The organism is Acetivibrio sp., assembly GCF_035371925.1.
In the GTDB taxonomy this organism is placed as follows: Bacteria; Bacillota; Clostridia; order Acetivibrionales; family Acetivibrionaceae; genus Hungateiclostridium.
The window spans coordinates 1-14,242 of the sequence record NZ_DAORXT010000040.1; the positions used below are offsets into that span (position 1 = coordinate 1).

12 protein-coding genes and 1 pseudogene are annotated in these 14,242 nt (G+C 38.7%); 1 reads left to right on the plus strand and 12 read right to left on the minus strand.

The window, feature by feature from the left end; all coding sequences use genetic code 11:
- Window positions 1-187: 187 nt before the first annotated feature.
- The 8 genes from hemZ to rpsU all read right to left on the minus strand — a co-directional run bounded on the left by hemZ (window position 188) and on the right by rpsU (window position 8,990).
- Window positions 188-1,705 carry a coproporphyrinogen dehydrogenase HemZ gene (gene hemZ, locus PLH43_RS07100; protein WP_324361528.1) on the minus strand — a complete coding sequence of 506 codons (1,518 nt, stop codon included), beginning with the start codon at window positions 1,703-1,705 and terminating at the stop codon, window positions 188-190.
- Between the two features lie 83 nt (window positions 1,706-1,788).
- Window positions 1,789-2,394 carry an MBL fold metallo-hydrolase gene (locus tag PLH43_RS07105; RefSeq protein ID WP_324361530.1) on the minus strand — a complete coding sequence of 202 codons (606 nt, stop codon included), beginning with the start codon at window positions 2,392-2,394 and terminating at the stop codon, window positions 1,789-1,791.
- Window positions 2,395-2,406: 12 nt separating this feature from the next.
- Window positions 2,407-2,856, minus strand: coding sequence for a D-aminoacyl-tRNA deacylase (dtd, locus tag PLH43_RS07110; RefSeq protein ID WP_324361532.1), 450 nt, complete (start codon window positions 2,854-2,856; stop codon window positions 2,407-2,409).
- A gap of 39 nt (window positions 2,857-2,895) precedes the next feature.
- On the minus strand, window positions 2,896-5,070 hold the full coding sequence (locus PLH43_RS07115; protein WP_324361533.1) for a bifunctional (p)ppGpp synthetase/guanosine-3',5'-bis(diphosphate) 3'-pyrophosphohydrolase: 2,175 nt from the start codon (window positions 5,068-5,070) through the stop codon (window positions 2,896-2,898).
- Window positions 5,071-5,125: 55 nt separating this feature from the next.
- On the minus strand, window positions 5,126-5,641 hold the full coding sequence (locus tag PLH43_RS07120; protein ID WP_324361535.1) for an adenine phosphoribosyltransferase: 516 nt from the start codon (window positions 5,639-5,641) through the stop codon (window positions 5,126-5,128).
- A 68-nt stretch (window positions 5,642-5,709) separates the two neighbouring features.
- The gene (gene recJ / locus PLH43_RS07125; RefSeq protein WP_324361537.1) at window positions 5,710-8,193 is read right to left on the minus strand and encodes a single-stranded-DNA-specific exonuclease RecJ; all 2,484 of its coding nucleotides are present in this window, start codon (window positions 8,191-8,193) and stop codon (window positions 5,710-5,712) included.
- A 161-nt stretch (window positions 8,194-8,354) separates the two neighbouring features.
- Window positions 8,355-8,798 carry a GatB/YqeY domain-containing protein gene (locus PLH43_RS07130; protein ID WP_324361539.1) on the minus strand — a complete coding sequence of 148 codons (444 nt, stop codon included), beginning with the start codon at window positions 8,796-8,798 and terminating at the stop codon, window positions 8,355-8,357.
- Window positions 8,799-8,813: 15 nt separating this feature from the next.
- Window positions 8,814-8,990 carry a 30S ribosomal protein S21 gene (rpsU, locus tag PLH43_RS07135; protein WP_324361542.1) on the minus strand — a complete coding sequence of 59 codons (177 nt, stop codon included), beginning with the start codon at window positions 8,988-8,990 and terminating at the stop codon, window positions 8,814-8,816.
- A 444-nt stretch (window positions 8,991-9,434) separates the two neighbouring features.
- Between rpsU and PLH43_RS07140 the strand changes: the two genes are divergently transcribed.
- Window positions 9,435-10,838, plus strand: a complete 1,404-nt coding sequence (locus tag PLH43_RS07140; RefSeq protein ID WP_324361544.1) for a sugar transferase — start codon at window positions 9,435-9,437, stop codon at window positions 10,836-10,838.
- A 12-nt stretch (window positions 10,839-10,850) separates the two neighbouring features.
- On the opposite strand, the gene PLH43_RS07145 is transcribed toward PLH43_RS07140, so the two are convergent.
- From PLH43_RS07145 to PLH43_RS07160, 4 genes and pseudogenes are all read right to left on the minus strand, one after another.
- The gene (locus tag PLH43_RS07145; protein ID WP_324361546.1) at window positions 10,851-11,255 is read right to left on the minus strand and encodes a single-stranded DNA-binding protein; all 405 of its coding nucleotides are present in this window, start codon (window positions 11,253-11,255) and stop codon (window positions 10,851-10,853) included.
- A gap of 37 nt (window positions 11,256-11,292) precedes the next feature.
- A complete protein-coding gene (locus tag PLH43_RS07150; RefSeq protein ID WP_324361548.1) occupies window positions 11,293-11,772 on the minus strand; it encodes a VanZ family protein in 480 nt (159 codons plus the stop codon).
- A gap of 30 nt (window positions 11,773-11,802) precedes the next feature.
- Window positions 11,803-13,128: a UDP-glucose/GDP-mannose dehydrogenase family protein gene (locus PLH43_RS07155; RefSeq protein WP_324361551.1), complete on the minus strand. Its 1,326-nt coding sequence runs from the start codon at window positions 13,126-13,128 to the stop codon at window positions 11,803-11,805.
- A 284-nt stretch (window positions 13,129-13,412) separates the two neighbouring features.
- A pseudogene (locus tag PLH43_RS07160) lies at window positions 13,413-14,242 on the minus strand (IS701 family transposase); the annotation flags it as partial.

A 14,242-nucleotide genomic window follows, 5' to 3' on the forward strand; every position in this document is an offset into this window, starting at 1 on the left:
TTGAGTCACTTCTTTTTTATCATGTTTGGGCAATTAATTTTACAACTTACCGCTTTTAATTGTCATTATAAATAGCACAACCGAAAAAGCGACAGCCAAAATCAATAAAATGAATTTCTCCGGTGAATTGTTTCCGTAAAAGGGAATGCAATCATTAAAAGCAAAAAATAGCTGCAATTTTATTATATTATAATTCACAGGTGAATAAAAGTGTATTTTTTCTTGTAATCATTTCGCCAATTCTAGCAATATATTCCTCTACATTCTTTACGTTAGAGACCCTTTCTATCCTGTTGCTTTCAGGAAAAACCACCTTGGTTATGGCTCCAGCCCCCAACGCTATAATAGACTGCTTTTCCTCCATAATCTGAACATTATATATTGACTCATAGCCCGCCTTGCTGTATCCGATGTTCTCAAGATTGCCCAGCATATTCTTCTGCCTGTAGAGATAATACGGCTCCAATCCCTTTTTTGTCAGAATATCATAAGCAGCATCAACCATCTGGGACACTTCATTTCCCGATGTCAGGCTATAGTTTTCTTTGTCTTCATTAAGCCGCGACGCACGCTTGATTGCCATGGTATGGACAGTAACACTTTCAGGCTCTAAGGCACCTATTTCATCCATGGTTTTTACGAAGTCCTCAAGCTTGCTTCCGGGAAGTCCCGCAATAACATCCATGTTTATATTGTCAAATCCTATGCTGCGGGCAAGCTTAAAGGCATCAACTATATCCTTTGACGTGTGAAACCTTCCTATTTTTCTCAGGATTTCATCATTCATGGACTGGGGATTAATGCTTATCCTGTCTACTTTGCTCTTTTTGATTGCCTCCAACTTTTCCAGAGTAATGGAATCAGGTCTTCCGGCCTCCAATGTATACTCCTTTATATCCTTTAAGTCCAATACCTGCTCAATATACATAAGGAGCTCTCTAAGGTACGAAGCCTCAAGAGAAGTAGGTGTGCCTCCACCTATGTATATGCTCTCTATCCTTAATCTTTTTTTGTCCAGGATGCTGCCTACACTCATTATTTCCTTCTTTAGCACCTGAATATAGCTTGCCACCATATGCTCATATTTTTTAACCGGATTCGAAGTAAAAGAGCAGTAAAGGCAACGGGTGGTGCAAAAAGGAATGCCAATATAAATTCCCACCATATCCCGTTCACTGGCCTCCAGTATATGCCGCTCTTTTTTTGCAACATCATATAAAATTTTTGACTTTTTATCGGAAACAAAATAATACTGTGTCAGCCTTGAGTTTATTTCTTCTCTGGAACAGCCCTTGTCCATGAGTTCATGAACAATTTTGGCAGGCCTTATCCCGGTAAGCATTCCCCAAGGCATCTTTTTTCCCGTAAACTGAGACAGCGCTATATATACCTGTCTTTTAACCTCTCTCTTTCGTATTTTCCTTTCTTCATGCACATAATTTGCATCTTTTTTTGGCAATGAAACAGAAAATAAATGATTATCTTTGAATGCCTTCTTCCCGTCTACACAAATCATAGTTTCCACTTGATATTGCCCATCGTTTTCTGAAGGTGCATCAAGGCGTGAATAAAGCAAAATTCCCCGGTAATCCTCTCCGGGGTCGCGATATGATATTCCTGTACTCCCGTTATCAAAAAACAATTTTATTATATTCTCTATTTCGTATCGAAACTCGTGTCCTTCCAACTTTATGTATATATCCATGTAAACTCCTACCAAACTGCAAAATCTAGTAAATACACATTTTTACAAGGATTTTAAAAACCATAACCCAAATCCTTCAATACTTAACAAAACATATTTCGCTCCCGTCCAATTGTCGTAGGTTCCCCATGTCCCGGGTAAACTTCTACATTGTCATCAAGCTTCATAAGCTTGTTTTCAATGGAATCCAAAAGGGTGTTCAAATCCCCATCGGTAAAGTCGGTACGGCCGATACCCATATTAAACAAAGTATCTCCGCTAAAAATTACATCGCCAACTTTTATGCAAATACCCCCTGCGGAATGTCCGGGTGTGTGAATTATCTCAAAATCAAGTCCCCCAACCGTTATCACTTCACCGTCTTTTAAAAGCCTGTCAGCTTCCTTGCATTTCCTGCCCAATCCCATTCCGACAGGATCGTTTAAATCAGGGTCTGTCAATTTTGCAGCATCCTTTTCATGAATAAGAACCTTGGCCCCTGTCTTTTCCCGTACTTCATCCACCGACAACAGATGGTCGATATGTCCGTGGGTTATTATTATATATTTAGCTTCCAGATTGTTTTCATTAGCGGCATCCACTATCTTTGCGGGATCGCATCCGGGGTCAATAATCACACATTCCCCATTCTGGCCAACAATATAGCAATTTGAATCAAAAAGCCCTATGGGCAAACATTTTATTATCATACAAACCACCGCCTAAAATTCTTTTTTACTGTCAATAAGCATTGTAACAGGCCCGTCATTATGGATTTCCACCATCATCATAGCCTGAAATTTACCGGTTTCAACCTTTACATTATAGCTGCGGCACACATCAACAAATTTCTCATAGAGTTCTTTTGCCGTCTCAGGTCTTGCCGCCCTGTCAAACCCAGGTCTTTTACCCTTTCTGCAATCGCCGTAGAGGGTAAACTGAGATACAACCAAAAGCTCTCCCCCGACATCTTTTAGGGATAGATTCATCTTTCCGTTTTCATCTTCAAAAATCCTTAAGTTTACGATTTTGTCCGCAAGATACTCAACATCCTTTTCGGTGTCATCGGAACCCACACCCAAAAGCACCGTAAGGCCCTTTTCTATCTTTCCTGTTACTTCACCTTCAACCGTAACCTTGGAATATACCACTCTCTGTACAACTGCCCTCATAAAATCCCCTTCTTGTCATAAGCAAATTACTCAAGCTTTTTATTGTCTGTTTCTCGTTACTTCAAACACACCATCAACTCTTCTGATTTTTTTGATGATATTTTCAAGCTGCTCCGTATTTGTAATCTCCAAAGTAAGGTTCATAATCGCAATCTGATCCCTGGTTGTTCTTGCATTTATCGCTTTAAGCGGAATCCTTGATTCTCCAATGACATTGGTTATTTCCATCAAAAGCGCCGTTCTGTCATTGGCCATCACAGTAATATCCGCTTTATATGCCACATTGTTTGCGGTGTACCAGCTTACTTCAATAAGTCTGTTGTCACCGTCAATATTATTTGTAACATTAATGCAATCTTTCCGGTGTACCGAAACACCTCTACCCCTTGTGATATATCCGATAATATCGTCACCGGGAACAGGATTGCAACACCTGGAAATCCTCACCAAGCAATTTTCTATACCTTTAACAATTATACCGTTTTCAGGTACCTTTTTTGCATGAATCCTGCTTCTCTTCTCATCCTCTTTGACTATCTGCTCTGCAAGCTCTTCGGCCTTGACAGTTTTCCTGTATTCCTCTCTAAGTCTCGAAATAACCTTGTTTGCAGTAAGTGCACCATAACCTATGGCTGCCCAAAGGTCTTCAAGGGAAGCAAAAGTATATTTTTTGAGTATTATATCCACCCACTCGGGTTTAAAGAGCTGGCTTGCAGTAAATCCCTGCTTTTTGAGCTCCTTTTCAATCATTTCCTTGCCTCTTACAATATTCTCTTCCCTTTTTTCTTTTTTAAACCACTGGTTAATCTTATTCTTTGCCTGGGAGCTCTTTACAATTTTCAGCCAGTCCCTGCTTGGTCCATGTACATTTGAAGATGTAAGTATCTCTACTATATCACCGTTTTTAAGCACATAGTCAATAGGCACAATTTTATTATTCACTTTTGCACCGGACATCTTGTTGCCGATGGCGCTGTGAATTGCATAGGCAAAATCTATGGGCGTTGAACCGGTAGGCAGACTTATGACATCACCCTTGGGTGTAAAAACAAAAACCTCATCGGTAAAAAGGTCTATTTTCAATGTCTCCATAAACTCACTGGCATCCCGCATTTCCTTTTGCCATTCTAAAAGCTGCCTTAACCAAGCCAGTTTGTTGTCGTAATCGTCCGCAGCCTTGCCCTCTTTATATTTCCAATGGGCTGCTATACCCACCTCGGCTACCCGGTGCATATCCCATGTCCTTATCTGTACCTCAAAAGGTACACCCTCATGCCCGATTAACGTGGTGTGAAGAGATTGATACATATTCGGCTTTGGCATCGCTATATAATCCTTGAATCTTCCGGGCATGGGCTTGTAGATTTCATGCACAAGGCCCAAAACGGCGTAACAGTCTTTTACCGAAGAAACAATTACCCTCACGGCAAAAAGGTCATATATCTGCTCTATGGTCTTGTTCTGCTGCACCATTTTCCTGTAAATACTGTAAAAGTGCTTGGGTCTGCCTTCAATACGTGCTTCAATGCCGATTTCAACGGTTTTCTCCTGAATGGTTTTGATAATATCTGAAATATAGGCTTCTCTCTCCATCCTCTTTTTGGCAATCTTGTTCACAAGATCGTAATAGCCTTTAGGATCAAGATACCTTAGACAAAGGTCCTCCAGCTCCCATTTTATCTTTGATATACCCAGCCTGTGAGCCAGAGGGGCATATATTTCAAGAGTCTCTTTTGCCTTCTCAATTTGTTTTTCTTGGGGTACATACTTAAGAGTGCGCATATTGTGCAAACGGTCAGCCAGCTTAATGAGAATAACTCTGATGTCCTTTGCCATGGCAAGGAACATCTTTCTAAGGTTCTCGGCCTGCAATTCCTCTTTTGTGGTGTAGGGAATCTTGCCCAGCTTGGTTACTCCGTCCACTAGATTTGCAACTTCATCACCGAAATTCTCCCTAATCTGCTCAAAAGTATAGGAAGTATCCTCAACGATATCATGAAGAATGCCCGCAACTATTGCAGTACAATCCAGCTCAAGGTCCGCCAGTATGTTGGCAACTTCCATGGGATGCACAATAAAAGGGTCTCCGGATTCTCTTTGCTGACCGTTATGAGCCTCCAGCGAAAGATTATGAGCCTTTTCAATGAGTTCAAAATCGCAGTTTGGGTTGTATTTTTTTATTTTTTTGATAAGTCTGCTGTATCCGTCACCCATCAAGTATTCCCCCACATCACTTCAAAACTGATTCTACTTACGTATGAACCATATATTAATACCGAACTATGGATTCTACATTGTAGCCTTTTAATTTCTCTCTACCGTTTAAGAAAGAAAGTTCAACAAAATAAACTATACCAAGGATTTCTCCTCCCAGCTGCTCCACCAGCTTTATGTTTGACTTTGTGGTTCCTCCTGTTGCAAGAAGGTCATCGACAATAACTATCTTCTGTCCCTCTTTAATTGCATCTATATGCATCTCAAGTATGTCCGTGCCATACTCAAGCTCATATTCAACACTAATAGTCTTGTACGGAAGCTTTCCTCTTTTTCTGATAGGTACAAACCCTTTTCCCAAAGCATATGCCAGCGGTGTACCGAAAATGAATCCCCTAGATTCAGGTCCCACAATGAGGTCAAAGTCACCAAAGGCCTCTATTTTCTCTTTCATGGAATTAATACATTCCTTTAATGCCTCTGCATCCTGAAGTACAGTGGTAATATCAATAAAATTTATGCCTTCCTTCGGGAAATTGGCTACTTCTCTTAATTTTGTCTTCAAATCCATACGGAATCCTCCTTGCAATAATATTATTTATTCACAACCAAAGCCAGTGAAACCTCTAGCAAAAAACATCAGCCGCTTCGCAACATCTGAATACTTCTAAAAAAACAAGAATTTTCAAGGTTTGTTTTGATGTTTCCAACATTGTTTAAAGTAACAATCTGTCCCTTCTCCCCATAAGGGAGTTTTGATAAAAGTGACAATTCCTCAAAAACCTGTATTGCTCTCTTTACCTTGAAATAATTCATGGGTATACCGTACTTTTTCGAAACTTCTCGGGCAAAATCAAATAAATTTTCCAAAACAATCCGTTCATTACCTTCACAGTAAAATTTCAAATGTTTGTATACCGCTGCCATATCTTGTCTTTTTAATATAATATCATCATCAACAAAATCGATTATTATTTTATTATAAACATAAACCCTGTTTAAATCAATCTTTCGTACAATTTGATATATATAATCCTTCGACATCCATGTTCCAAACAATATCACCCGGTCAAAGCTCGAAAGCAAAGCCCTTTCGGGATGCGGATTCACTATTATGGATACCGGTTCGCTATTATCTTGAGGCAAAAAAGAGTAAAATATTCCATATTTATTCTTATCGGACAGCGATGATTTTTTTAAAGCACTTTCAATAAATTCAAGACTTAAAAGAGAATTTATCAAAACAGCCGTCCTCTCACTCCGGGCTAAAAAAGCATCTATCGCCTGTGTAATTCCCCCAGGATAATCAATAACTTGAATCTTTGACAAAACCTCATCAACAATATTATCCTCCTGTGGAATAATAAAATCAATACACCGGTCAAGGCTAAAATAAAACTTGTCTTGTCTCTCTATCTCCCTCCCCGGCCTAATGTCCTTTATATTGAGCTGAACACTTTCTCTGCCGTTCCATAAATTTACTTCCATGGAGCATACAACATCCACAACATCCGACTCGCCATAACACTCTATAAATCCTCCCGCGTTAAAGCAAATGGCATCAATAAAAAATCCGTTATCTTCAAATTTAATTTTTGCGTGCTTGCTCTCCTGCTCCACGGGACGTATCTCGGCAATTCTTAAGTTGTCATATCTTAATAAAGGAGGAGGATTGCTCTCTCCGAACGGTTCAAGAAGTTTAAGGCTCCTACAGATGTCAACGGTCATATCTTCCTTTGTTATTCCCACATCAAGCTTTATTCGCGGAACAAGGTCGCTTTCATCAAGCACGGAATCGGCATATTCGTTTATCATCCTTCTTAGCTCATCAATATTTTCCGGCTTTAGCGCAAGACCTGCCGCTTGCTCATGACCGCCGTACTTTTCCAAAATACTCTCGCAGTGCATCAAGGCTCTAAACAGATTGAATCCTTCAATGCTTCTTGCAGAGCCCTTTGCCTCATCACCGTCAACGGAGATAAGTATGCTTGGCCGATAATACTTCTCCGTTATTTTGGAGGATACTATCCCGATAATACCATGGTGCCATCTCTCTCCCGCAACTACAATAACCTTTTCCTTGTCAAGGTCTCTATCGGTCTCAATAATATTAACCGTTTCCTCCAATATGGCAAGCTCACTTTGCTTGCGGAATATATTCTGCTCATCCAGCTCCTTTGCAATCTCTATCGCTTCATTTTCATCATCTGTAGTCAAAAGTCTCACTGCCTTTGATGCATGTCCTATTCTGCCCGCTGCATTTATCCTTGGAGCCAGAACAAAGCCAACTAAAAATGAGTTTATTTCTTTGTTCTCTATTCCTGCAACCTTGATAAGGCTTTTCAGACCGATGTTTGAAGTTTTCTCAATCATGGGAAGACCGTATTTCACTATGATTCTGTTCTCTCCTAATAGAGGAACCACATCCGCCACAGTTCCTATTGCGACAAGGTCAAGATAACGTCTCTCAAACCCGGGAACATTCATTTTTTTGGCAAGGGCTTCAAGCAGTTTGTATGCAACACCCACCCCCGCAAGCTCTTTGAAGGGATAGGTACAGTCAAGCCTGTGGGGATTTACTACGGCCAAAGCCTCAGGAACACTTTCCCTGCACTCATGATGGTCGGTTATAATAATGTCTATATTATTGCCGGTAATATATTTCACCTCTTCAAAAGCGGTAATCCCGCAATCAACAGTAATTATTAAATCAATATTCATATCCGGCATTTTTTTTGCAGCAGCCATGGAAATGCCATAGCCTTCATTTAACCTGTCGGGAATGTAGTAGCAGACATTCTCATCATATCTTCTGAAAAAATCGTAAAGAATGGATGTGCTGGTTATCCCGTCCACATCATAGTCACCAAATATCAAAATCTTCTCTTTGTTTTGAAGAGCTTTGACAATTCTGTCCACAGCCTTTTCCATGTCGCAAAGCTCAAAAGGATCATGGAGCTTGTCCAATGAGGGATTTAAAAAATCTTTTATATAGTCCGGATCATCCACTCCCCTGGCTAGAAAAATCCCGGCAAGGAGTCTTGATATTCCGGCTTGTTTTGAAAGCCATTCAACTCTTTCATTAGGCAAATCGTTCATCAACCATAGTCTGTCTTGCTCCATTCCATCACCCGCGCAAAATAGTGTAATTGTACCCAAATTATGTAAATCAATTTGATAAATTATAATGTATTAATTATAATGTATTTGCTTCTATTGTTCAAATGAAATATATAAGAAAAACGGCATAAAAAAAGCCCGACTTTTCATCGAGCTTTTCAGTCTTAGCTTAAATACTTTCTAACAATTGTATTTACCATTTTTCCATCAGCTCTGCCTTTTACTTTAGGCAGTACAGCCTGCATTACTTTGCCAATATCACCGGCCGAACTTGCTCCCGTCTCGCTTATTGTTTCCTTTACGATAGTCTCTAGTTCATCCTCTGTTAGCTGTTCAGGCAGGTATTTTAGTAAAACATCTATCTCGGCTTTCAAGCCGTCTATAAGATCCTGTCTGCCGGATTTTTCATACTCCGTAAGTGAGTCTCTTCTTTTCTTTACTTCTTTAGCGATTACTTCCAATACACCATCGTCGTCAAGGGTAACCTTGTTATCCTTCTCAACCTGAAGCACTGCCGACCTGACCATTTGGATGGCATTCTTTCTAGTAATGTCTTTATCCTTCATAGCTGCTTTTAAATCATCCATCAGTTTGTCTTTAAGGGACATCCGTATTCGCCTCCCTTATTTGAACTTTCTTTTTCTTGCTGCTTCAGATTTCTTTTTTCTCCTAACACTTGGCTTCTCATAGTGCTCTCTTTTTCTTACTTCTGCCAATACGCCTGCTTTAGCGCATTGTCTCTTAAATCTCTTAAGAGCACTATCAAGAGATTCATTCTCTTTTACTCTAACTTCAGACACGTATTTCCCTCCCTCCGATGGTAGCAATTGTGCCAAGACTAAACTACGACCTTTCTAGTGTGGATTTAATTGGGAACTCAGCTAAATATAGCACACACCTTATTATATATTACACGAAGAATGCGTGTCAATACTTATTTTTACTGTTCTTTAAGCCATAATTGCCATTTTCTTACTGTAAAATAAAAATATTCTTTACTTTTTAAAAAGGAGTGTTAAAATATTCCTTAAGAGGATACAACACAGTATATCAAAGGCAGTCAGCAAATGTAAAGACTTAATATTTTATGCTTAAATACAACAATAACTCATTTTTATTCTTTTGCCCTATGGATTTATTTCTCATTACGAATTATAATAATAATGTCAATATATTTAAATCTCGATTTATATATTTTACATTTATATCTTTTTCTAATTCTTAATCTAAATTAGGGGGCAGTTATGCATAGTTCAAACAAACACGCTTTTGTGAGCATAGGACAATTATTTTTGGATATATTTTTTCTCATTTTAGCATTTTTTGTTTCGTACTACATAGCATCACATCTTAGAGTGTTGCAAAGCATAACCGCTTTTGTATGGGTACTTTTAATTTACATTCCCCTCTGGGTTTCATCCATGGGATTTTTAGGTATGTACAACAAAACAACCTTTAATTATTATGACAGAGTCTTAAGAAACATATTGCTGTCTTCCCTTATATCATGTATGTTCGTTGCATCCTTTATGTTTTTCATAAAAGAAACCATGTTCAGCAGAACACTTTACTCGGTTTTCACTGTTACAAGCATATCGTTTTTGGTTTTTGAAAGATTCATGTACATTCATTTCGTAAGCAAGCACCGGCGCAACACAACCACAAATGTGATATTTGTCGGTGACCGAAATATAGCATTAAAATTTATATATTTCCTCCAAAAAACAAATATCACAATAAACGTAGTAGGTTATGTAAATGTGCATAACAACAATAATAACGGAACATTCAACAGCAAAAAAGCGCTTGGGTATATAGAAAACCTTGAGGAGATACTAAAAAACCATGTTGTTGATGAGGTAATTTTTGCTCTCCCCAAAGACTATGTTGGTGATGTAGAAAAATATGTATGTATATGTGAGGAAATGGGAATAACGGTAAGAGTTATTCTGGATTTGTACAATCTCAAAGTTGCAAAGACACATTTTAGCTGTATGGGTACTCTCCCCATGCTCACTTTCAATATGGTAAGCATTAATCAATTTCAGCTTTTAATTAAGAGAATCATGGATATCGTCGGTGCTCTGGTTGGACTTGCTATCACCGGAATTGCTTCGATATTCATAGTACCTGCCATTAAACTGACTTCTCCGGGGCCGGTACTGTTCAAGCAGGACAGGGTAGGAATGAACGGGAGAATATTTAAGATATATAAATTTAGAACAATGTATGTCGATGCGGAAGAATGCAAAGGGGAACTTATGGCTCAAAATCAAGTCAAAGGTGGACTGATGTTTAAAATCAAGTCGGACCCAAGAGTTACTCCTGTGGGGAGGATACTTAGAAAGACAAGCCTTGACGAACTTCCCCAGTTTTTCAATGTACTCAAAGGAGATATGAGTCTTGTAGGAACAAGGCCTCCTACTGTGGATGAAGTCAAAAAATATAAAACCTATCACAGAAGAAGAATAAGCTTCAAACCGGGTGTTACAGGAATGTGGCAGGTAAACGGCAGAAGCAGCATTACAGACTTTGAAGATGTAGTAAGGCTTGATACAAAATATATAGATGAGTGGTCAATCTGGCTTGACTTAGTTATAATTTTAAAAACCATTTGGGTAGTTTTAAGAAAAAAAGATGCCTACTAAAAGGCATCTTTTTTAAAATGGCAAGTCATCGTCTTCTATCGGGAAAAATCCTTCGGCATCTGTATTTTTAGGTTCAAAACCGTCCGACGTATAATTATCCTTCTTGCTGTCGGCAAAGTACGCTTCTTCTGCAATAATTTCCGTAACAGTGCGCTTATTGCCCTGCTCATCGTTCCACGATCTGTTCTGAATCCTGCCTATTATCGCAACCTTCTGTCCTTTACGGAAGTAATTGTTGCAGAATTCACCGGTCTTCTCCCATGCAATTATAGGGAAAAAATCGGCCTGTTCCTGTTCGCCCTGTCTTGCAAATCTCCTATCTACTGCAAGCCGAAAATGGCATACCGATTTACCTGTGGTAGTGTGTCTCAATTCGGGATCCTGCGTCAATCTCCCTATTAAAATTACTTTATTCATATATCCAACCTCTTTCAAATGTTTTTCCATAATTATATCAAACATTCGTTCGGTTGTCCATATTTTTTCTGGCAAAAAACAAACATATAAGAACAGCCGCAAGTGCACCAGCGGAATCAATAAATACATCCATAATTTGAGGATTACGCCCCGGTACTGTTCTTTGGTACAGCTCATCAATAACAGCTGTAGCACAGGCTATAAACATAGCAAAAACTGTGGCTTTGGTATTATTGAGTCTTACAAATCGCAAGGCATTAAAGGTTAAAAGAGCAAGAATAAAATATTCTGCAAAATGCATTGTTTTTCTAAAAATGTAGTTTCTGTTTTCCATAAGTACTTCATTTCTTTCAAGAACCTTGTCAAGCTTTAAAAAACTGATAATCCTGTCAACAATTTTTTCTGAAGTACTTACAGAATCATTGCCACTTTGGCTGGAAAAACCAAGTATTATTGCAATCATACCGATTACTGCGATCCATGCTGCGCATACTAGTACAGTTTTTGCTCTTTTCATAATTTATCCTTTCGTAAAAGCTTTATAGTTTTAAAGTCCTGTACCTATAAAGACAAAGCCTTTTTCTTCTATGTCTTTTCTCGAATAAATATTTCTTGTATCGTAGAAAATATTACCCCTCATTATTTTCTTAAGGAGCGTCAAATCCATGTTACGGAACTCATGCCATTCGGTAACAATAATCAAAGCATCGACATCCTCAGCGGCATCATAAGCATGTTTACAATAGCAGATACCATCGGCATATTCTTTAAGAGCCTTTTTAGCCTCCTCCATTGCTTGGGGGTCATAAGCCCTGATATTGGCACCCTTTTCGATCAAATCAGCTATTATTGTCAATGCAGGAGCATCCCTCACGTCATCAGTCTCAGGCTTAAACGCAAGTCCAAGTATACCTATTGTTTTGCCTTTTAAATTTCCTGCAATATTTTCAAGTTTTTTAACTACCATTTTTTTCTGCCTCTGGTTTGCTTCTATTACTGCACTTACCACAGACATATGAACACCATGTTTTTCAGCCACCTGTACAAGGGCCTTGGTATCCTTAGGGAAACAACTACCTCCAAAACCTGGACCTGCATGCAGAAACTTTGGACCTATTCTTCCATCCCTGCCCATAGCTGTTGATACTTGCTGAACATTTGCCCCTACTTTTTCGCAAAGGTTCGCAATCTCATTTATAAAAGTTATCTTTGTTGCAAGAAACGCATTGGAGGCATATTTAATCATTTCTGCAGTCTCAATGTTCGTTATTATGAACGGAGTTTCATTAATATACAAAGGCCTGTATACTTTTTTCATTATCTCCGCAACTTCTTCACTTTCAACGCCTATAACGACTCTGTCAGGATGAGTGAAATCATAAAGGGCTTTACCTTCGCGAAGGAACTCCGGATTTGACACAACATCAAAAGAATATTCGACTCCTCTTTCCTTGAGCTTATCGGCTATTATCTTCTTTACAACTTGGCCTGTACCAACAGGTACAGTGCTCTTATCAACTATAACCTTGTATCCGTTCATATGCTCCCCGATAGTTTCGGCAACAGCATATACATATTGCATGTCAGCCTCTCCGTTCTCCTTCGGAGGTGTACCTACAGCAATAAACAAGACGTTGGACTCCTCTATTGCCTTTTTGGCATCAGTAGTAAACTGTATTCTCCCTGCTTTTATATTCCTTTCAAGAAAAACATCAAGGCCGGGCTCATAAATTGGAATTCTTCCGTTATTGAGTCCGTCAATCTTTTCTTTATTAACATCAACACAAATAACTTTTACGCCAAAATCGGCTATACAAACGCCTGATACAAGTCCAACATAGCCGGTGCCGAACATCGCAACTTTTGGTATCATGCTCATCCCCATCCTTATCTACTTATATTTGCTTACTTTACAGCTTCTATAATATACTATTTCTTTTTATTTTGGAATGTTAATTAAAAGATTCCAGTGCTTCTCGTCAATATTGTCTGTGTAATCATAAATTCATTATATTTTTAATTATATATTATTACATCATATATCATACTGTGAAAAAAATATTATGCAGCACTTTTGAATGAATACGCTGCTCTTGAGCCCTTGAAATGGATGTCAAAAAAATTAATAATTTGACTTATGCAGTAAAATGTAAAACTTTATGCAGTGACCCCTAATTTGGCAACTACATCATCAAGACTTACCCTTTTTCTGCACAAGAGTATGCATACTTGGCAATACAGACCGTATATTGTTTGCGGAAATACCCTATGGTATCTCCAATGGTCTCAAGTTTCAAGGTTCTCCTTTTAGAGACCCTGAAGAGCTCAAGAAAAGTATAGGTCATAAAGACCATACTCCAGAAACGCTTTATTGAAGTTAATGATTCAACCTGGTATTCATCAAACCCTAATGAGTTTTTATGATACCGGTAGCTCACTTCAATATCCCAGCGGTTCTGGTAATATCCAATAATAGTGAAGGTGGTTAGGCTTACATCGGTACTTACGATAAATGCTGGTGTGTCAGAAAGATCTTCTTACTCCAACGTATAAGAATTACGGCATTTTCAATATCGATGATTTTACCCCCATATCTGTATACATAATAGTTGTCGTCTCCTGCTTGTATCTATGCAAGTTTCGTTACTACGTATATGGATGGCAAATTCTTTGATATTAGTCTTAATGCCGCCTGGGTAAATCACACGATTGGATATTATTCTTCCAATAGTATGATACCCTCTCTTAAGAGCATGAAGCATCAATTTTCCTGATGTATGCCAAGCATTTACGAGTAAGTACGTAGTTTCTGTAACAGGCGTAAATTTATCAATTAGCTGCATTGCCAGCTCCTGTTTATTCTTAAAAAGCCTCCTGGCTTTTTGTCCAAAGAACTGCTTTCTAAGATAGTGCTTAAAGTTAAGTGGTAAGAAGTACTCGGAGATTTTGTAATGGGAAGTAACTACACAGTGAGACCACATGGTCTT